Genomic DNA, 20,241 nt, shown 5'->3' on the forward strand with positions numbered 1-20,241 from the left:
CGAGTTGCAGGCGGCCGGAGCGCTCGCGGACATCCGGGTGCTCGAGCTGGGCACCCTGATCGCCGGGCCGTACGCAGCACGACTGCTCGGCGACATGGGCGCCGACGTCATCAAGATCGAGGACCCGAAGCGTCCCGACCCGCTGCGCACCTGGGGACAGGGCGAGCGGGACGGGCACCGCTTCTTCTGGACGGTGCACGCCCGCAACAAGCGGTGCATCACCCTCGACCTGCGTGCCCCCGAGGGGCAGGAGCTGTTCCGGCGGCTCGTCGCGGAATCGGACGTCATCGTCGAGAACTTCCGGCCCGGCACCCTGGAGAAGTGGGGCCTCGGCTACGACGTGCTCTCCGAGATCAACCCGGGCATCGTCCTGGCCCGTGTCTCCGGCTACGGGCAGACCGGGCCGAAGGCGAGCCAGGCGGGGTACGCGTCGGTCGCCGAGGCCGAGAGCGGCCTGCGGCATCTCAACGGGTATCCGGGGCAGGCGCCGCCGCGGCTCGCTCTGTCACTCGGCGATTCCCTCGCCGGCATGTTCGCCGTGCAGGGCATCCTCGCGGCGCTGCTCGGCCGGGAACGGTCGGGCCGCGGGCAGGTCGTCGACGTCGCCCTGACCGAGGCGTGCCTGGCGATCCAGGAGTCGGTCATCCCCGACTACGACGTCGCCGGTGTGGTGCGCGGCCCGTCCGGCACACGGCTCGAGGGCATCGCACCGTCGAATCTGTACCGCACCGCCGACGACATGTGGATCGTCATCGCCGCCAACCAGGACACCGTCTTCCGGCGCCTGTGCAAGGCGATGGACCGTCCCGAGCTCGCCGACGACCCGCGCTTCGCCGACCATCTCGCGCGCGGCGTGAACCAGGACGAGCTCGACGGTCTCATCGGCGAGTGGGCGGCGACCTGGCGGCTCGACGACCTGCTCGAGCACCTGTCGTCATCCGGTGTGGTCGCCGGTCCGGTGAACACGGTCGCCGAGGTCGTCGCCGACGAGCAGTTCCGGGCGCGCGACATGATCGTCCCGCACCACGACGAGCGCACCGACACCGACGTGCTCGGGCCCGGTGTGGTGCCGGTGCTCACCGGCACGCCGGGTTCGGTGCGGCGCGCGGGCCCGCCGGTTGCGGGGTACGACAATGAGGCGGTCTACGGCGAGATCCTCGGATTGTCCGAGACCGAGCGGAAGGATCTGCGCGAGCGCGGGATCATCTGACGATCCGGCGTTCCGCGTCGAACGGCTCCCGACCCCTGACCCCGGGTCGGGAGCCGTCGTCGTTTCCGGGTCGGGGCATAGCCATTCCTGCCGCTCGGCACTAATGTAGAACGTGTTCTAAGTCTTCTACTTCCTCCGAGGAGTGCCGAATGCACACGCCCATCTGCGACGAACTCGGCATCGAGTTCCCGATCTTCGCGTTCACCCACTGCCGCGACGTCGTCGTCGCCGTCGCCAAGGCCGGCGGCTTCGGTGTCCTCGGGGCTGTCGGATTCACACCCGAGGAGCTCGAAATCGAGCTGAACTGGATCGACGAGCACATCGGCGACCGTCCCTACGGCGTCGACATCGTCATCCCGAACAAGTACGAGGGCATGGACCAGAACCTCTCCGCCGAGGAGCTGACCAAGCTGCTGCAGTCGATGGTGCCCGAGGAGACCCTCGAATTCGGCCGCAAGCTTCTCCGCGACCACGGCGTCCCGGTGAACGAGGGTGACGATAACGCGTTGCAGCTTCTCGGCTGGACCGAGGCCACCGCCACCCCGCAGGTGGAGGTCGCGCTGCAGCACCCGAAGGTCGCGCTGATCGCCAACGCGCTCGGCACCCCGCCCGCCGACATGATCGAGCACATCCACAACGCCGGCCGCAAGGTCGCGGCGCTGTGCGGTTCGCCGAAGCAGGCCCGCAAGCACGCCGACGCCGGAGTCGACATCATCATCGCCCAGGGCGGCGAGGGCGGCGGTCACTGCGGTGAGGTCGGTTCGATCGTGCTGTGGCCGCAGGTCGTCAAGGAGGTCGCCCCCGTCCCGGTGCTCGCCGCCGGCGGTATCGGCAGCGGCCAGCAGATCGCCGCGGCCCTCGCGCTCGGTGCTCAGGGCGCGTGGACCGGTTCGCAGTGGCTCATGGTCGAGGAGGCCGAGAACACCCCCGTCCAGCAGGAGGCCTACATCAAGGCCAGCAGCCGCGACACCGTGCGCAGCCGGTCGTTCACCGGCAAGCCCTGTCGCATGCTGCGCAACGACTGGACCGAGGCGTGGGAGCAGGAGGGCAACCCCAAGCCGCTCGGAATGCCGTTGCAGTACATGGTCTCCGGCATGGCCGTCGCCGCCACCCACAAGTACCCCGACGAGTCCGTCGACGTCGCCTTCAACCCGGTCGGCCAGGTCGTCGGCCAGTTCACCAAGGTCGAGAAGACCTCGGCCGTCATCGAACGGTGGGTGCAGGAGTACCTCGAGGCGACCGGCACCCTCGAGAAGCTGAACGAGGCCGCCAGCGTCTGATCCGCACCGCGGGCGTACCGGCTAGGTCCGCGGTGTCCCGAGGTCCGGTCCCGGAGCGATCCGGACCGGACCTCGGGCCGTCTCCACGTCCACCGGCTTCCCCTTCTGCGTGATCACCACGTGGCCGCTGCGTTCGAGTTCGGCGGCCACCGACCGGGCCGTCGCCGTCAGACCGCGCCACGACTTCCCGCCCACGGCCCGCGCCGCGTCGCTCGGGCAGATCGTCGACGGCTCCCGCTCCCGCAGCAGCGCGCAGATCGCGGCCGCCAGACGCTCCCGGACGGCCTCCGCGTCGCGCGGCTCCCACCAGGGACGACCCCGCTCGCCGAGCGCGACCTTCGCGTCCTGCACCCGGTGCCGCGCGGACGCCCCTTCGCTCTTCACGAGCCGGCGGGCCCGCATCAGCTCGTTCACCAGTTGCGTACGCAGGGGCTCGGGGATCGACGGGTCGGTGGCCCGCCACCGGCGCCCGTTCACCACTACGTACCTGCCGTCCGGGGTGGGCTGCGCCGTCCCGGACGATCCGTCGACGTCCATCGGTTTCCGCCCGTCGCTCAGTTCGGCGGCGACAGAAGCTCTTCCAGATTCGTCGCCGAGTACCCGCCTTCGCGGCACAACTGTACCGTCGGGGCGCGCCGGCCCGGGTACTCGATGCACGGCATGTTCCGAGCGCCGCGCACCGCGATGGGGGAGTCGGCGGGGAGCTTGCAGTACAGATCCGCCGGTGTCTCCGGCACGTCCGTCTCGGTCGGCGATCGCCACTGCTCGGGAGGCAGGAAGCCGGTGGTACACGGCGGTGGATCGTTGAAGGTGGTCGCGAAGAAAGTGTTGGGCGCCGGGTTGTCGAGATTCGGCAGCGCCGCCGACTGCGTCGACGCCATGATCGACGGGAACAGCACCAGCATCTGCTCGAGCGACGGCCGGTAGACCGCCGCCACCTGCTCGACGGTGACCAGATTCGCCAGCAGCAGCGGCAGGGTGGGCTCGGCCTCCTCGAACATGGCCTGCACCTGCGCCGCGGCCGGTGCGGTCACGCCGAGCAGCGTGCGGATGTCGGTGTCGGAGTCGCGCAGCTGCGCCGACGTCCCGGCCAGCGAGGACGCCCACCGGGCGATCGCGCCCGCCGACTCGACCTGCGCGTCGAGCAGCGGACCGGCCTGGTCGATCAGCGCCGCGGTGCTGTCCGCGCTCGCCGCGGCCTCGGCGCTCACCGCCGTCGCCGCGTCGATCAGGGTCCGCAACGCCTCCCCGGATTCGGCGACGGCCGTGTGGCTCTCGTCGAGCAGCAAGGCGAGCCGGTCGGAGCCGACGGACTGCAGGGTGGCGTCGAGCTGATCGAGGGCGACCCCCACCGGTTCCGGCACCGACACGCGGTCCTGCGGGATCACCGATCCCGCCGCGAGATACGGGCCGTCCTCGGAATCGGGCAGGAACTCGACGTACTGTTCGCCGATCGCCGACATGCTGCGCACCTGGGCCTGCGAGGAGGCCGGCACGGGCACGTCCGAGTCGAGCGAGAGCACCGCCTCGGCGCCGGAGGTCGTCATGGTCAGCGACGTCACCCGGCCGATCTCGATGCCCCGATAGGTGACGTTGGCCTCCGGATACAGCCCTGCGGCGTCGGCGAGTTCGAGCCGCACCTCGTAGCGGCCCACCCCGAAGAGCGCGGGAACGTTGACGAAGAACAACGCCACGATCAGGATCGCGGACACCCCGACGGTGAAGAACACGATCAACCGGCGTCGCAGGACTGCGGTCGGACTCATCGGGTGGCCTCCTCGACGGGCGGGACGAGCAGGGAGACGAGATCCGGGATCGGCCTCCCGCCGCCGGTGAGGGCGTTCTCGAAGGGGGTGCCGAGCAGCAGCGCGTTCTCGAGCGTCGGCAACGTCAGATCGAGGATGACGGTGCCGTTCGCATAGTCCCCGCGCACCGCGTTGCGGTAGGTGTCGATGGGGAACGGGAAGGTCAGCAGGTAGCGCAGCGACTCGGTGAGCGAGTCGCCCGCCGCGGACAGCGACGCCAGCACCGGTTCGAGATCGCGCAGGTTCGCGACCGTGTCCTCGCTGCTCGCCTCGACCACCTCCGTCGCCACCCGGCCGAACTCGCCGAGCGCGTCCGCGGCACGCGTGAGGTCTTCGCGCTGCGTGGCCAGCACGTCGAGTGCCGGGGCGAGCTGATCGGTCGCCGCCGCGAGTTGCCTGTTGTGCTCGGCGACCTCCACGGCGAGCGCGTCGAGCGACTCCATCGCGCCGACGATCTGCTCGGTCTGCGTGTCCAGACCGGCGAGCACCGTGTCGAGGCGGGTGAGCAGGGTGCGCACCGAGTCCTGACGTCCGTCGAGGGCCCGGTTGAGTTCGCGGGTGATCTCCTGCGCCTGCGCGAGACCGCCGCCGCTGAGCACGAGCGACAGCGACGACAGGGTCTGCTCGGTGGTGGGGAACGCGCCCGCCCGCTCGAGCGGGATCACGTCGCCGTCGCCGAGCCTCCCGCGCGCGGGTTCGTCGAGCGGCGGCGACAGTTCGACGTGGGCGGAACCGAGCAGGCTGGTCTGCCCGATCTTCGCGACGGTGTTCTCCGGCAGCACGGTGTCGCCGTCGACCATCACCGTCACCACGGCGTGCCCATCGCCGAGTCGCAGGTCGGCCACTCGCCCGACGGTGACGTCGCCGACCCGCACCCGCGAGTTGCGTTCGATGGTGGTCACATCGGGCATCTCGATGGTCACGGCGAAGGCGTCGTCGCCGCGGCCGTGGGTGCCCGGCAGTTCGAGACTGTTCAGGCCGCGCCACTCGCAGCCCGCGGTGAGGGCGAGGCAGGCGAGCAGCGCCAGCAGGCGGATCGGTCGGCGGGTCACGGCGCCCCCGGGGACAGCAGTTCGGTCAGGGAGGTCGGCGACGGCGCGCCCGGCGCCGGCATCAGATCGGGCTCGGTGTAGACGAGCTGATCGGGCAGCGCCCCGACACCGCGGGTGGGATTGACGCGCACCGGCGGGTAGTCCATCGCCAGCAACGGCAGGATCGGTCCCAGATACTGCACGCACAGCTCCGAACCGGTGTGCGCGTCCACCTGTTCCGCCGCGGCCAGCGCCGAGCAGATGAACTGGGCCGGGTTGGCGAAGTTGGCCAGCGACACCGCCGAGACGACCGTGTTGTGCGCGGGCTGGTAGATGCCCTGCAGGTTCGCCAGTGCCGTCGGCGCCACGTGCAGGATCTGCGCGATGCCGTCGCGTTGCGCGGCCAGCGTCTCGGTGACGGCGGTGGTCCGGTCCAGGGTGGTGTCGAGACGTTCCCGGTTGGCGCTCACGAAGCGTTCGACGTCGACGAGCACCGAGTCGAGACCGGCGAAGGCGGCGGCCATGTCGTCGCGGTTGGCGTCGAGGATCTCGGTGACGGAGGCGAGCCGGTCGTGGAGGGTGACGATCTGGTCGCCGCTCAGCGACAGCGCCTCGACGAACACCTGCAGGTTGTTCACGGTGCCGAAGAGGTCCTGGCGGCCGTCGGAGAGCGTGCGCATCGCCGCCGAGAGCTGCTGCAGCGTCTCGCGCAGCGTCTGCCCGTGCCCCTCGGCGTTGGTGGCGGCGACGTCGAGGACCTCGCCGAGCGCGCCCTGCGGGTCGGTGTCGCTGGGGCCGAGTTCCTCGGTCAGCCGCGAGAGCTGCTCGGTGATCTCGTTCCACTCCACCGGCACCGCGGTGCGTTCCACCGGGATCGTCGCTCCCACGGGCAGTTCCGCTCCGCCGGTGTACGGGGGAGTGAGCTGCACGAAACGCGCCGACACCAGGGTGGGGGCGATGATCGCGGCCTGCGCCTCGGCGGGGATGCGCCGGCCCGACTCGATCTCGAACCGCACGAGGACACGGTCGCCGCGTGGTTCGATTCGCGTCACGCGGCCCACCTCGACACCCATGATCCGTACGTCGTCGCCGACGTACAGGCCACGGCTGGTGGTGAATTCGGCGGCGTACTCGTCGGTGGAGCGCCACGGCGCGACGGTGAACGACACCGCCGCCACCACGGCCAGCACGAGAAGCGGTACACCCCAGGAGATCAGGGGACGGGAGACCAGATGGCGCATGCGGCTCATCGGCCACCTCCCGCGACCGGATCGGGGATGATCCCGGCGTTCTCGAGCGCGGCGGTCAACGCCGGTTCGATGACCTGCATGGGCAGCAGATTCTGGATGTAGGAGTTGAAGAACGGTCCCGAGGCGACGGCCTCACCGAGCTCGGTGGCGTACGGCCCGAGCCGTTCGATGGCGAGACCGATGTCGTCGCGATTGCGTTCGAGGATCTCGAGGACGGCGTTCAGCTTGCCCAGGGTGGGTTCGAGCTGGGCCTCGTTGTCGGCGATCAGATTCGAGATCTGCACCGACAGCGCGTCGACGTTCGCGAACAGGGTGTCGAGCGCGCCCCGGCGGCGGACGAGTTCGGCGAGGATGCGGTCGGCGTCCACGATGAGGGCGTCGACGGCCTCGCTGCGCTGCGCGAGCACGGCGGTGACCTCCTCGGCGTGTTCGAGCAGCGACCGCAGCGACTCGTCCCGCGACGCGACGGTCTCGGACAGGCGCATCACTCCCTCGAGGGCGACGCCGACGTCGTCGGGGGTCTCGCGCAGCGTGTCCGACAGCACCTGCATGGACTCCCGCAGCTGCGCGGTGTCGATCGCCTCCGCGGTCTCGGTGAGATCGCCGAGGGCGTCGGTCAGCTGGTAGGGGGCGACGGTGCGGTCGACGTCGATCGTGGCGCCCTTCTCGAGCCGGCCGGGGCCGGCGGGCCGCACCCGCAGGTTGCGCGCGCCGAGGGCGGTGGCGGTGGAGATCTCGACGGTGGTGTCGGTGCCGAGCGTGACCGCCTTGTCGACGGTGAAGGTGACGGCCACCGCGTCGTGGTCGATCTCGATGCCGGTGACCCGCCCGGCCTCCTTGCCCGCGACCTGCACGGCGTCGCCGGTGTTCAGGCCCCCGGCATCGACGAAGCGGGCGCGGTAGGTGATGCCGTCGTCGAGGAAGGGCAGCGACCGGATGTTCAGGGCGCACAGCACGAGCACGACGAGCACGACCGTGCCGACCATCCCGACACGTACGGGGTTCATCTCGCGGAACTGGATCATGCCGGTGCGCACCTGCCCGTCGTCTGGCCGAACAGCGGTGAGGTGACGGTGTTCCCGGACGGATCGCTGATCTTGATGAGCATGCCGCACAGGTAGTAGTTGAAGAACCCGCCGTACGCCCCGAGCCGGGTGAGCGCCGCGTAGGCCTCGGGCAGCTCCGTCGACAGCTGCTCGACGGTGTCGCGGCGCGCGTCGAGTTGCGTTGCGACGTTCCCGGTCTCGCGGATGGTGCCGGCCAGCGGGGTGCGGGCCTGCGCGAGCAGGTCGGCAACCGACGCGCTGGCAGCATCGATGTGGGCGACGGCGTCGCCGACGAGCGTGTCGTCCTGGGCGAGCCGCGCCGTCAGCTCCTGCGCCCGCACGAGCGCGGTGTCGAAGGTGTCGCGGTGCGCCGCGAGATTGGTGAGCACCGAGTCGAGGTTGCTCACCACCTGCCCGACCAGCACGTCCCGGTCCGCGATGTCCGAGGTGAGCGAGGCGGTGTGGGCGAGAACGGATTCGACGGTGCCGCCCTGACCCTGCAGCACCGTGATCAGGTCGGCCGACAACCGGTTGACCTGATCCGGGTCCAGGGCCCGGAACAGCGGGGTGAAGCTGCCGATGAGCACGTCGAGGTCGAGGGCGGGACGGGTGCGGTCGGTGCCGATCGTCTCCCCGGGCACCATCGGCGTGGGATCGCCGGGGCCCTCGGACAGTTCGAGATAGCGGTCGCCGACGAGGTTGAGATAGCGCACGGTCGCGACGGTCGCGCGGGTCGGGGTGTACGAGGAGTCGACCTCGAAGGTGACGTCGATGCGGTTGTCCTCGGCGAAGTCGACGGCGGAGACCCGCCCGACCTCGACGCCGGAGACCCGGACGAACTGTCCTTCCTCGAGACCGGACACTTCCTCGAAGACGGCCTGGTAGCGGGTGTGTTCGCCGAAGCGGACCTGGCCGAACACGACGAACAGGCCGGCGAGGATCACGACCATCACGAGGGCGTAGATCCCGGCCGCGAGCGCGGTGCGGGTCATCCGGCACCTCCGGTGAGCAGTTCGAACAGGGAACCGGGCACGAAGACGGGGGAGGTGTGGCCCGCCTCGAAGGGATTGGCGCCGGTGTTCGCGACGACGTAGGGCGCCGGGGTCTCGTCGAGGGTGACGATCGGCAGCGGACCGCAGCGGGGACCGCCGGTGGCCTCGACGACCGGCAGGTGCCGCGGGTACTCGTACGGGTCGACGCCGAGCAGGAAGGTCGACTTGAGCATCATCGACGAACCGTTGCCGCCGGCAGCGGGTTCGGTGAGCTGCCGTGCCCGGTCGGCGCCCTGCAGGAAGCAGGTCAGCACCGGCGAGTACTCCTCGAGCAGGGAAGCGGTGGGCCGCAGCAGGTCGAGCACATCGACGATCGGCTGCGCATTGGGTTCGACGACGCGCCGCCCGGTCTCGCCCATCCCGATGGCGGCGAGCAGGACCCGGTCGAGGTCGTCGGCGTGGTCGACGATCGTCGCGCCCGTGACCGTGAGGTTCCCGAGCGAGGCCATGATGTCGTCGGTCGCGGCGGCGTAGACGTCCGCGGTGGCCGCGGCGGAGCCGAGGTCCTCGCGCAGCACGTCGGTGCGCGGTTCCAACTGTGCGAGCACGGTGTCGGTGTCGCCGAGGGCCTGCCCGAGCGACTCGCCCTGCCCGCGCAGCGCCGACGCCAGCGACCCGAGGGTGCGGTTGAGTTCGGCCGGGTCGACGGCCTGCAGCACGCTCGACAGCGACTCGAAGACCGTGTTCGTCTCCACCGTCACGCTCGACGCGCGCAGGACCGTGCCCTCGGCCAGCCCGATCGGGTCCGGTGCGGGCGGGTCGATGAGGGTGACGTACTTGGCGCCGAAGACGGTGGTCGCGCGGATGTCCGCGCCCACGTTCGCGGGCAGCCGGGCCGCGTCGTCGGGGTTCAGCCGCAGTTCGATCACCGCGCCCTCGGGGGTGTGGTGCACCGCCGACACGCTGCCCACGTGCACCCCGTGCGCCTTGACCATCGCGCCGGGTTCGAGCACCAGGCCGGAGCGGCCGCTCTCGACCGTCACCGTCACGCCGGAGGTGAAGGTCCCGCGGAACCCGTGGTAGACGAGGACCAGCACGGCGACGGAGACGACGAGGAAACCCGCCGCCGCCGCTCGGGGCAACCACTTCGGCATCGCGTTCACCCCGCCAGGTGCAGCTGGCGGCTGCTTCCGTAGAGGACCAGGGAGATCAGCAGTGTCACCGTCACCACGGCGATGAGCGACATGCGCACCGCGCGTCCGGTCGCCACGCCCACCCCGGACGGGCCGCCGGTGGCGGTGTAGCCGTAGTAGCTGTGCACGGTCATCACGACCACGGCCATGGTGATGGCCTGGACGAACGACCACAGCACGTCGGTGGGGCGCAGGAAGGTCGCGAAGTAGTGGTCGTACACGCCGGGGGACTGGCCGAGGATCGTGACCGTGGCGATGCGGCTGGCCAGGAACGACGCGAGCACCGACAGCGAGTACAGCGGGACGACGGCGACGAGCCCGGCCAGGATGCGGGTGCCCACGAGATAGGGCACCGACTTGATGGCCATGACCTCGAGGGCGTCGATCTCCTCGCTGATGCGCATCGCGCCGAGTTGCGCGGTGGTGCCGGCGCCGATGGTGGCGGCGAGCCCCACCCCGGCGGTCACCGGTGCGACGACGCGGACGTTGACGTAGGCGGCGAGGAAGCCGGTGAGGGCCTCGACGCCGATGTTGCCGAGCGAGGTGAAGCCCTGCACGGCTACCGTCGCCCCGGCGAACAGGGTGAGGAAACCCATGATGGCGACACTGCCGCCGACCATCGCGAGAACACCGGTGCCGAGGCCGATCTCGGACACCACACGCAGCGTCTCGCGCGGATGGTGCCGCGCGGCGCGCCCGGTGGAGAGCAGGGCACCGATCAGGAAGATCACCTGACGACCGAGGGTGTCGACCGCGCGGGAGAGGCCGCGGCCGGCACGCCGCACCGCGTGCGCGGTGCGGCCGGTGGCGACACCGAGCACACTCATGCGTCCATCACCGCGAGTCCGCTCATGCGTCCATCACCGCCGGGTCCGCTCATCGGCCCATCACCGCGATCCCGATGGAGGTGAGCAGCATGTTGGCGAGGAACAGGGCGACGAAGGCGAACACCACGGTCTCGTTGACGGCCTCGCCGACGCTCTTCGGACCGCCGCTGACGGACAGTCCGCGATGGCATGCGATGAGGCCGGCGAGCAGGCCGAAGACCGCGGCCTTGATCTCCGACAGCAGCAACTCGCCCGGCCCCACGAGCAGGGTCACGCCGGCGGCGTAGGCGCCGGGGTCGACATTCTGCAGCGTCACCGAGAAGAAGAACCCGCCGATGAGCCCGATCGCGCACACCGCGCCGTTGAGGGTCACCGCCACCGCGGTGGACGCGAGCGCGCGGGGAAGGACCAGCCGGGCGGCCGGGTCGATGCCGAGGACCTCGAGCGCGGCGATCTCGTCGCGGATGGTGCGCGAGCCGAGATCGGCGGCGATGGCGGTGGCACCGGCGCCGGCGACGACCAGCACGGTCACCAGGGGGCCGATCTGGGTGATGGCGCCGAGCCCGGCCCCGGCGCCGCTGAGGTCGCCCGCACCGATCTCGAGGAGCAGCGAGTTGAGCGTGAACACCACGAGGACGGTGAACGGTACCGACATGAGGATGGTGGGTACGAGCGACACCCGGGCGATGAACCAGAACTGGGTGAGGAATTCACGCCACTGGAAGGGTGCACGGAACAGGGCTCCGAACGCGTCGAGCGACAACGCGTAGAAACCGCCCAGAGCCTGCGCTGTCGCGCGGGGCACCGATCCCATAGTCCTGCCTTCCCCCACGGTCGCATCGACGAAACCGCGCCCCGATGTCTCGGGGTCCGCCGAACATACCCCAGGGTATGTAGGTGGACAAGGGGTCGATCCCAGGAACCGGGACGACGTTAACCGGTCGTCACACCGGGCGGGAGGGGCTCGAGAAGGTGTGTCTCCGCGGGCGACAGCAGGTGGAACTCCGTGTCGCCGCGGTCCCGGACCCAGACCGGATCGGTGCAGTGCCAGCGCTCGGCGGCCAGCGACCGGGTGACGACCTTGAAGGTCGCGGTGCGGGGGAACTCGGTGCACACCCGCACCAGTGTCGGCCTCTGCTTCGGGCCGAGATCGGGTTGCGCGTCGAGGAAGCGGGCGACCTCGACGGGATCGAACCCGGTACCGGCCGCGGGGATCACCGCCGCCATCACCCGATCCCCGACCTGCCTGTCGGGCACCCCGTACACCACCACCTGCGCGAAGCCCTCGTAGCGGGACAGGATCCGCTCGATCGGTGCCGCCCCGAGGTTCTCGCCGTCCACCCGCAGCCAGCCCGAGCTGCGGCCGGCGAAGTAGACGAAGCCGTCCGCGTCCCGGTAGGCGAGGTCACCGCTGTGGTAGCGGCCGTCGCGCATCCGCTCCGCGTCCGCCTCCGGATTCCTGTAGTAGCCGTCGAACAGGCCCGGTCCACGCATGTTGACCAGCTCGCCGGTCGCCTCCGCGGGATTGAGGATGCGGCCGTCGGCGTCGAATTCGGCCGGGGGACAGACCCGTCCGGTCTCCGGATCGAGGATCTCGACGCCCTCCGGCAACCGGCCCAGTGCACCGGGCGGGGCGTCGGGGGCCGCGCCGATCGCGATGCCGCCCTCGGTGGAGCCGAAACCGTCGACGACGCGGGCACGGAAACGCCGCCCGAACTCGGCGACGTCGCGCGCCGACCCCTCGTTGCCGTACATGATCCGCAGGGGATTGTCGCCGTCGTCGGGTCGCTCAGGGGTCGCGACGATGTACGACAGGGGTTTGCCGACGTAGTGCGCGAAGGTCACCCCGAACCGGCGCACGTCGGGCAGGAAACCCGACGCCGAGAAACGGCGGCGCAGCACGATGTTGCCGCCCGCGGCCAGCCCGATCGACCAGCCGGCGATCATCGCGTTCGAGTGGAACAACGGCATGGAGACGTAGACGGTGTCGTCGCGGCCGAGCCCGAAACGGGTCGCGAGCATCACCGCCGGATCGGTGAACTTGCGGTGGGTGCAACGCACCGCCTTCGGATCCCCGCTCGTGCCCGAGGTGAAGATCAGCATGAACAGGTCGGCGGGATCGGCGGCCGGGGCCGGCACCGGGGTGTCCGCGAACGGGGCGAGCAGCGCCTCCCAGCCGGGCGAGTCCACGTCGATCACCCGCACGTCGCCGAGATCGAGGCCGTCGAGCAGCGGGGCGTGCACGGCCTCGGTGAACACCACCCGGCAGTCGGCGAGCGCGATGTCGCGGGCCAGCGCGTCGCCGCGGCGGGTCGTGTTCAGCCCCACCACGACCGTGCCGGACAGCGCGGCCGCCCCGAGCAGCAGGGAGAACTCCGGCACGTTGTCCATGAGGATGCCGACGTGCCGGGGCTCCCGCCCGTCGAGCAGGTGCCGCAGCAGCGCCGCCCGCCGGCGGGAGAGCCGTACGTGCTCGCGCCACGACAGTTCGACGTCCTCGAACCGCAGCCCGCGGTCGTCGACCTCGGCGAGGCCCAGGAACAGCTCGGTGACGGTCGCGGTGCCCACGTCGTTCATACGGGGGTGTCGGCGAGTTCGCGGCCGAGCGCCCGCAACTGTTCGGTGGCCGATCCGAGCAGGAACTCGTGCTGCTTGGCCGCGAGGAAGTAGCGGTGCACGGGATGGTCCTCGTCGAGGCCGACACCGCCGTGCACGTGCACCGTGGTGTGGGCGACGCGGTGCCCGGCGTCGGCCGCCCAGAACGCGGCGGTCCGCAGGGCCTCGGTGTGGGGCAGCCCCGCCGAGATGCGGAAGGCGGCCTGCCACAACGTCAGCCGCACCGCCTTGACGTCGATGTAGGCGTCCGCGAGACGCTGCGCCACCGCCTGGAAGCTGCCGATCGGCCGGTCGAACTGCACGCGTTCGCGGGCGTACGTCGAGGTCAGCTCGAGGGCCTGCTCGAGCACGCCGGTCTGGTAGGCGACCGACCCGAGCAGTGTGCGGTCGCGCAGCCACGACGCCACGGCCGCACCGTCGGTACCGAGTACACGGTCGGCGGGCACGGCGACCTGCTCGAGCCCGAGGACGCCGCGGCTGCCGAAATCGGTGGTGTGCAACCGTGTGACGCGCACACCCGGATCGTCGGCGCGGACCAGGAACACCGCGACCCCCGCGCCGGTGGTGGCCGGGACGAGGAAACCGTCGGCGACGGGCGCGGCGTCCACCATGATCTTCACGCCGTCGAGCACGTAGCCGTCGCCCGAGGCCTGCGCGCGGGTGGCCGGGGCGGTGGGATCCGGGTTCAGTTCCTCCTCCAGCGCCGCGGACAGGATCGTCTCGCCGGTCGCGGCGGGGCGGGCCCAGGCGGTGCGCTGGCCGTCGGTGCCGAACTCCGCGATCGCCGACGCGCACGCGGCGATGGAGGTGAGATAGGGGACGGCCGCGACCCCGCGGCCCAGTTCGCGCAGGATGCTCGCCTGCTCGAGCGGGCCGTAGCCGTCGCCACCCACCGCCTCGGGCAGTGCGGCGGCGAGAACGCCCGAGGAGGCCAGCGACTCCCACAGGGTGCGGTCGGTGCGGTCCTCGGCGGCGTCGAGCTCGCGCAGGTGCTCGTTGGTGACGATGTCCGTGACGATGTCGCGGGTCAGGCCCGCGAGATCCTGCTGGGCCTCGGTGAGAGTGAAGTCCACGATCGACAGTCCTTGTCCGCTCTGTGGGGTTGTCAGCGCTTGGACGGGGGCAGGCCGAGGGCGGTCATGGCGATGATGTCGCGCTGGACCTCGTTGGTGCCGCCGCCGAAGGTGAGGATGAGGGAGCTGCGGTGCATGCGTTCGATGCGGCCGCGCAGCAGCGCACCGGCCGAGTTCTGCCGGACCGTCGCGGCAGGGCCGAGGATCTCCATGAGCAGCCGGTAGGCCTCGGTGGCGAACTCGGTGCCGAACACCTTGTTGGCGGAGGCGGCCTCGGGGCCGAGGGGAGTGGTGCCCGCGCTCGAGGCGATGTCCCAGTTCATCAACTGGAGGTATTCGGCCTTCGCGTGCACCCGCGCGAGGTTGATCTGCACCCACTCCTGGTCGATCACCCGGCGGCCGTCGGGCAGGCGGGTCTGCTGGGCCCAGCGGCGGACCTCGGCGAGTGCGCTGAGGACGGGACCGGCGGAGGTGAGCGCGACCCGCTCGTGGTTGAGCTGGTTGGTGATCAGCGCCCAGCCGCCGTTGACCTCACCGACGAGCGCGGAGGCCGGTACCCGGACGTTCTCGTAGTAGGTGGCGCTCGTGTCCGGCCCGGCCATGGTGTGCACCGGGGTCCAGGAGAAGCCCGGAGCATCGGTGGGGACGATGAAGACGCTGATCCCCTTGTGCTTCTTGGCATCCGGATCGGTGCGGGCGGCGAGCCAGACGTAGTCGGCGTAGGCGATCAGGCTCGTCCACATCTTCTGCCCGTTGATCACCCACTCGTCGCCGTCGCGCACCGCGGTGGTGCGTAGCGAGGCGAGATCCGTTCCGGCCCCGGGCTCGGAGTAGCCGATGGAGAAGTGCAGTTCGCCCGCGGAGATGCGCGGCAGGAAGAACTCCTTCTGCTCCTTCGTGCCGTAGTGCATGATCGTCGGCGCGACCGAGTCGATGGTGAGGAAGGGGACCGGCGCCCCGGCGATGGCAGCTTCGTCCGTGAAGATCAATTGGTCCATCGCGGAACGGTTCTGGCCGCCGTACTCCTCGGGCCAGCCGAGGGTGAGCCAGCCGTCCTTGCCCATCTGCTGGACGATGTCGCGGTATACCGTGCCCGAACCGTACTCGCCGGTGGTGGTGGCGAGCGCCTCACGACGTTCGGGAGTCATGAGTTCCGCGAAGTACGTACGCAATTCCTCTCGGAGGGCCTGCTGTTCGGGGGTGTAGGAGATGTCCACGAACGCTCCAATTTCGGTCACCGCGGTGTCGCCGCGGATCGTCACTGCGGGAATACCGCGAATCATTGCACAGAATTGGAACGCGTTCTAGTCTGAACCTCGATCGGTCGGTGCGAAAGTGAAGCGAGGTCCGAGAAATGGATGTCAAGGTCGACTTCGATCGCTGCGAGGCGAACGGTGTGTGCGTCGGGTTGGCGCCCGAGGTGTTCGATCTCAACGACGACGACGAACTGATCGTCACGCATCCGGTTCCGCCGGGAAGCGAGGATGCCGTGCGGGAGGCGATCGCCCAGTGCCCGCGCGCCGCGCTCGTCGAGGCGTGACCCCTGCCGACTCGGTGCGTGCAGCCGAGCCTTGTCAGGAAAAGTAACAAGTTCTACATTCTCGATACCGCCCCGCCGCACGCGGGGTGTCGACCGGCCTGGGGCCGGGAATCGGGCCGAATCTCGAGGAGTGCGTGGATGAGTTCTGTCGCCGGCGACGGTGTGTCTCTCGAAGGGAAGGTCGCCGTTGTCACGGGCGCCGGTGCGGGTCTCGGCCGGGCGGAGGCGCTCGCGCTGGCGCGGGCCGGCGCCTCGGTGGTGGTCAACGATCTGGCCGGCAGCGACGCCGTGGAGGACACCCTCGCGCGTATCCGCGATCTGGGTGTGGAGGCGGAGTTCGTGCCGGGCAGTGTCGCCGAGCGCGACACCGCCGACGCGATGGTCGCCGCCGCCCGCGGCAAGCTCGGGGGCCTCGACATCGTCGTGAACAACGCCGGCATCACCCGGGACCGGATGCTGCCCAACATGTCCGACGACGAATGGGACGCCGTGCTCGCGGTGCACCTGCGCGGGCACTTCCTGCTGTGCCGCAACGCCGCGGCCCACTGGCGCGAGCTGTCCAAGGAGACCGGCGGTCCCGTCTACGGGCGGATCGTCAACACCTCCTCGGAGGCCGGGCTGCTCGGCCCGCCCGGGCAGGCGAACTACGGGGCCGCAAAGGCGGGCATCACCGCTCTCACGCTCTCGGCGGCGCGCGGACTCGAACGCTACGGCGTCCGGGCCAACGTCATCTGCCCCCGCGCCCGCACGTCGATGACCGAGGCGGTCTTCGGTGAGGCACCGTCCGACGGGATCGATCCGCTCTCGCCGGACCATGTCGCGAATCTGGTCGCCTACCTCGCGTCGCCGGCCGCCGACCGGATCAACGGACAGGTGTTCATCGTCTACGGCCCCATGGTGGCTCTCATGGCCGCGCCGGTCGTCGAGCAGCGCTTCGACGCCCCGTCGCAGTGGACGCCGGAGACACTGGCCACCGAGCTGGGCGGCTACTTCGCCGACCGCGATCCCGCGCGGACGTTCTCGGCGTCGTCGGCGCTCGATCTCTGATCGTTCCCGTGCCCGCCGCTCCGGCACCGGAGCGGCGGGCACGGCGTCTGTGGGGGCTCCGGGCCCGTGCGAGACTCCGGGTGCGAGTTCCCGGTCCGTGGGAGGCCCCGGCGTCCGGTTCCGGATGACGGTACCGTGTACTCCGGTAGCGTCACGCCCACCCCGCGGGGTTTCCTCCGGCTCGGCCGGCCCCTCCAGTGGATTCTGATACCTGTTCTAATTTTTCTTTCCCGGCAGCCGTCCGAATTCGTGTCTTCCCGCCGAATACGTCACATGTGCGCGGTGTGGGCCGGGCCGGCCCGATCGAAGAAAACGCCAGCGTAAACCCACTTACGGACTGTGGCGGATGTATAAATACATCCCCTGGTCGTCACCCGAACGAAAGTCGAGCGCGATGTCGATCGATGAACTTTTGACAGGTGAACACGTTCTAGTTAATATGACGCGGGTCACAGGATGCGGCATCGTTCGGCTGCACGCCGGCGAGACGAGGATCGAAGGGGGGAGATGGTGGTAGACCTCCTCGAGGTCCCCCTGCGGGCAGTGGGCGGACTCTTCGCCATGACCGGCGACACCGCCCGCGCGGCATTCTCCCGTCCCTTCCAGCGACGCGAGTTCGTCGACCAGGCGTGGTTCGTCGCCCGGGTCTCCCTCGTTCCCACACTCCTGGTGGCCGTGCCGTTCACGGTTCTCGTGAGCTTCACCCTCAACATCCTGCTCCGCGAGATCGGCGCCGCCGACCTCAGCGGCGCGGGTGCCGCACTCGGCGCCGTGACGCAGGTGGGGCCTATGGTCACCGTGCTCATCGTCGCCGGCGCCGGCGCCACCGCCATCTGCGCCGACCTCGCCGCCCGCACCATCCGCGAGGAGATCGACGCGATGCGCGTGCTCGGCATCGACCCGATCCAGCGGCTCGTCGTCCCGAGGGTCCTCGCCTCCACCGTGGTGGCCCTGCTGCTCAACGGGCTGGTGTGCACCATCGGCATCCTCGGCGGGTTCGTCTTCTCGGTCTTCCTGCAGGACGTGAACCCCGGCGCGTTCGTCAACGGCATCACGCTGCTCACCGGATTCGGAGAACTGATGATCTCCCAGGTCAAGGCGGGACTGTTCGGCATGATCGCCGGACTCGTCGCCGCCTATCTCGGTCTCAACGTCAAGGGCGGCGCCAAGAGCGTCGGTGACGCCGTCAACCAGACCGTCGTGTTCGCCTTCATGGCGCTGTTCGTGGTCAACCTCCTCGTCACCGCGGTCGGCATCAAGCTGACCGCCGGATGAGGGGAGCGGAGAACTCATGGCAGTGATTTCCTGGCGCTTCCCCCGTGCGGCGCGGCGCCTGTCGAGCATGTCCTCCTCCGTGGACCGGGTCGGGGAACAGGCGCTGTTCTTCGGGCGGGCCCTGGCGACCATGCCCCGCGCCCTCGTGCACTACCCCAAGGAGACCGTGCGGCTGGTCGCCGAGATCAGCATGGGCACCGGCGCTCTCGCCGTCATCGGCGGCACCGTGGTCATCGTCGGCTTCCTGACCCTGTTCACCGGCGGCATCATCGCCGTGCAGGGCTTCAGCTCGCTCGGGAACATCGGGGTCGAGGCGCTCACCGGCTTCTTCGCCGCGTTCATCAACGTGCGTATCGCCGCACCGACCATCGCGGGAATCGGTCTGGCCGCCACCATCGGCGCCGGCTCCACCGCCCAGCTCGGCGCCATGCGGGTCTCCGAGGAGATCGACGCGCTCGAGACGATGGCGATCCCGTCGATCCCCTATCTCGTCTCCACTCGCGTGCTCGCCGGGATGATCGCGATCGTGCCGCTGTACTCCCTCGCGGTGATCGCCTCGTTCGTGGCGAGCCGGTTCGCGACGGTGGTGCTCTACGGCCAGTCGGCCGGCGTGTACGACCACTACTTCTCGACGTTCCTCATACCCACCGACATCCTGTGGTCGTTCGTCCAGGCCATCGTGATGGCGATCGCCGTGATGCTCATCCACACCTACTACGGATTCACCGCCGGCGGCGGACCGGTCGGCGTGGGTGTCGCGGTGGGCAACGCGGTGCGGGCCTCGCTCGTCGCGGTCGTCACCGTCACCCTGCTCATCTCTCTCGCCGTCTACGGCGCGACCGGCAACTTCAACCTGTCGGGATAGGGCGCGTTGCATGGACACTCCTTCGTGGCAGAAGAAACTCGCCGCCCTCGGACTCGTGGGCGGACTCGCCGCCGTCGTCGCGGTGGCCCTGACTATGTTCGCCGGGGGCTTCACCAGCACCGTCCCCGTCACCGTCACCTCCGCCCGCTCCGGCCTGGTGATGGACCCCGACGCCAAGGTGAAGATGCGCGGCGTCGAGGTCGGACGCGTCGCCGCCGTCGAACACACCCCCGACGGTGCGGTGCTGAAGCTGGCGATGCAGCCGGGACAGATGCACTTGATCCCGTCCGACGCACGGGTGTCGATCGAGTCGACGACCGTCTTCGGCGCCAAGTTCGTCAACATCGTCGTCCCCGAGGACCCCTCGCCCGTTCCGCTGCAGGAGGGCGCGGTGATCGCCGCCGACAACGTGACGGTCGAGTTCAACACCGTCTTCGAGCACCTGTCCGACGTCCTCGCCCAGATCCGCCCCGAGAAGCTCAACGCCACCCTCGGCGCCCTCTCGGAAGCGCTCAACGGCCGCGGCGACGCACTCGGCGCGACCCTCGCGGAGGCGGACGCCTATCTCGCCGAGATGAATCCGTCGCTGCCCCAGCTACGGGCCGATCTCGTCTCCGCCGCCCAGGTGACCGAGCTCTACGCGGACACCGCCCCGGATCTGATGACCACGGTCGGCAACGCCACCGACGTCGGCAACACCGTCGTCGACGAACAGCAGCAACTCGACCTGCTGCTCATGAACCTCACCGGTCTCGCGAACACGGGACGAGACGTACTGGGAGAGAACGAGCCACAGTTGGTCACCGCACTCGACAGTCTCAGCCACACCACGGGCCTGCTCGGCGAGTACTCGCCGGAGCTGACCTGCTTCATCGTCGGCCTCAACGACGCCCGGATCGCCTTCGAACCGATGGCCGGCACCGGCAAGTACGCGGCCCTGACCCTGAGTACCAGCTTCATGGGCGGCGCGACCCGCTACAACGACGCCCAGGACCTGCCGGTGGTCGGTGCCAGCGGCGGCCCGAACTGCTGGGGCCTGCCGAACTTCGATCCGCGCCGCGACGGCCACGCACCGTTCGTCGTCACCAACACGGGCACCACCCCCTACCAGCCGGCGACGGAGGCCTGGATCCGGTACCCGACGATCTTCCAGTACCTGTTCGGCGATCATCTCGCAGGTGGGCAGTGACG

The 20,241-nt window shown here is 70.0% G+C and carries 19 protein-coding genes; 7 read left to right on the top strand and 12 right to left on the bottom strand.

Translation table 11 applies throughout. The features are described from left to right. Positions 1-4: 4 nt before the first annotated feature. Together OED52_RS02645 and OED52_RS02650 are read left to right on the top strand one after the other, a co-directional pair. Positions 5-1,210, top strand: coding sequence for a CaiB/BaiF CoA transferase family protein (locus OED52_RS02645; protein ID WP_413247742.1), 1,206 nt, complete (start codon positions 5-7; stop codon positions 1,208-1,210). Positions 1,211-1,359: 149 nt separating this feature from the next. After that, positions 1,360-2,490 (top strand): nitronate monooxygenase, encoded by a 1,131-nt coding sequence (locus tag OED52_RS02650; RefSeq protein WP_264153156.1) that lies wholly within the window; start codon positions 1,360-1,362, stop codon positions 2,488-2,490. A gap of 21 nt (positions 2,491-2,511) precedes the next feature. On the opposite strand, the gene OED52_RS20740 is transcribed toward OED52_RS02650, so the two are convergent. The 12 genes from OED52_RS20740 to OED52_RS02715 all read right to left on the bottom strand — a co-directional run bounded on the left by OED52_RS20740 (position 2,512) and on the right by OED52_RS02715 (position 15,540). Then, entirely contained in the window at positions 2,512-3,027 is a 516-nt protein-coding gene (locus tag OED52_RS20740) for a DUF3253 domain-containing protein (RefSeq protein WP_318841903.1), read from the bottom strand. A 17-nt stretch (positions 3,028-3,044) separates the two neighbouring features. After that, positions 3,045-4,256, bottom strand: a complete 1,212-nt coding sequence (locus OED52_RS02665) for an MCE family protein (protein WP_264153157.1) — start codon at positions 4,254-4,256, stop codon at positions 3,045-3,047. Further along, a complete protein-coding gene (locus tag OED52_RS02670) occupies positions 4,253-5,347 on the bottom strand; it encodes an MCE family protein (protein WP_264153158.1) in 1,095 nt (364 codons plus the stop codon). The genes OED52_RS02665 and OED52_RS02670 overlap by 4 nt, the downstream gene beginning before the upstream one ends. Beyond that, on the bottom strand, positions 5,344-6,576 hold the full coding sequence (locus OED52_RS02675) for an MCE family protein (RefSeq protein ID WP_264153159.1): 1,233 nt from the start codon (positions 6,574-6,576) through the stop codon (positions 5,344-5,346). Before OED52_RS02675 ends, OED52_RS02670 begins: the two co-directional genes overlap by 4 nt. After that, positions 6,573-7,601, bottom strand: a complete 1,029-nt coding sequence (locus OED52_RS02680) for an MCE family protein (protein WP_264153160.1) — start codon at positions 7,599-7,601, stop codon at positions 6,573-6,575. Before OED52_RS02680 ends, OED52_RS02675 begins: the two co-directional genes overlap by 4 nt. Beyond that, positions 7,598-8,614, bottom strand: coding sequence for an MCE family protein (locus tag OED52_RS02685; protein ID WP_264153161.1), 1,017 nt, complete (start codon positions 8,612-8,614; stop codon positions 7,598-7,600). The genes OED52_RS02680 and OED52_RS02685 overlap by 4 nt, the downstream gene beginning before the upstream one ends. Further along, a complete protein-coding gene (locus tag OED52_RS02690; RefSeq protein ID WP_264153162.1) occupies positions 8,611-9,768 on the bottom strand; it encodes an MCE family protein in 1,158 nt (385 codons plus the stop codon). Before OED52_RS02690 ends, OED52_RS02685 begins: the two co-directional genes overlap by 4 nt. 5 nt (positions 9,769-9,773) lie before the next feature. After that, a complete protein-coding gene (locus OED52_RS02695) occupies positions 9,774-10,634 on the bottom strand; it encodes an MlaE family ABC transporter permease (RefSeq protein ID WP_264153163.1) in 861 nt (286 codons plus the stop codon). A 49-nt stretch (positions 10,635-10,683) separates the two neighbouring features. Continuing rightward, entirely contained in the window at positions 10,684-11,448 is a 765-nt protein-coding gene (locus tag OED52_RS02700) for an MlaE family ABC transporter permease (protein WP_264153164.1), read from the bottom strand. A 119-nt stretch (positions 11,449-11,567) separates the two neighbouring features. Then, positions 11,568-13,211 (bottom strand): long-chain-fatty-acid--CoA ligase, encoded by a 1,644-nt coding sequence (locus tag OED52_RS02705; RefSeq protein ID WP_264153165.1) that lies wholly within the window; start codon positions 13,209-13,211, stop codon positions 11,568-11,570. Beyond that, complete coding sequence (locus tag OED52_RS02710; protein WP_264153166.1) at positions 13,208-14,323, bottom strand: acyl-CoA dehydrogenase family protein; 1,116 nt, start codon at positions 14,321-14,323, stop codon at positions 13,208-13,210. Before OED52_RS02710 ends, OED52_RS02705 begins: the two co-directional genes overlap by 4 nt. Positions 14,324-14,355: 32 nt before the next feature. Then, entirely contained in the window at positions 14,356-15,540 is a 1,185-nt protein-coding gene (locus OED52_RS02715; RefSeq protein WP_264154559.1) for an acyl-CoA dehydrogenase family protein, read from the bottom strand. Between the two features lie 137 nt (positions 15,541-15,677). On the opposite strand from OED52_RS02715, the gene OED52_RS02720 reads away from it, so the two are divergent. The 5 genes from OED52_RS02720 (at position 15,678) to OED52_RS02740 (ending at position 20,239) form a co-directional block, all read left to right on the top strand. After that, positions 15,678-15,863 carry a ferredoxin gene (locus OED52_RS02720; protein ID WP_264153167.1) on the top strand — a complete coding sequence of 62 codons (186 nt, stop codon included), beginning with the start codon at positions 15,678-15,680 and terminating at the stop codon, positions 15,861-15,863. Between the two features lie 138 nt (positions 15,864-16,001). Beyond that, positions 16,002-16,910 carry a 3-oxoacyl-ACP reductase gene (locus OED52_RS02725; RefSeq protein ID WP_264153168.1) on the top strand — a complete coding sequence of 303 codons (909 nt, stop codon included), beginning with the start codon at positions 16,002-16,004 and terminating at the stop codon, positions 16,908-16,910. A gap of 507 nt (positions 16,911-17,417) precedes the next feature. Continuing rightward, positions 17,418-18,185 carry an MlaE family ABC transporter permease gene (locus OED52_RS02730; protein ID WP_413247707.1) on the top strand — a complete coding sequence of 256 codons (768 nt, stop codon included), beginning with the start codon at positions 17,418-17,420 and terminating at the stop codon, positions 18,183-18,185. Positions 18,186-18,201: 16 nt separating this feature from the next. Then, a complete protein-coding gene (locus OED52_RS02735) occupies positions 18,202-19,050 on the top strand; it encodes an MlaE family ABC transporter permease (RefSeq protein WP_264153169.1) in 849 nt (282 codons plus the stop codon). Between the two features lie 10 nt (positions 19,051-19,060). Beyond that, entirely contained in the window at positions 19,061-20,239 is a 1,179-nt protein-coding gene (locus OED52_RS02740) for an MCE family protein (RefSeq protein WP_264153170.1), read from the top strand. The last annotated feature ends 2 nt before the right edge of the window (positions 20,240-20,241 follow it).

The sequence above is a fragment of the Rhodococcus sp. Z13 genome, from assembly GCF_025837095.1.
In the GTDB taxonomy this organism is placed as follows: Bacteria; Actinomycetota; Actinomycetes; order Mycobacteriales; family Mycobacteriaceae; genus Rhodococcus; species Rhodococcus sacchari.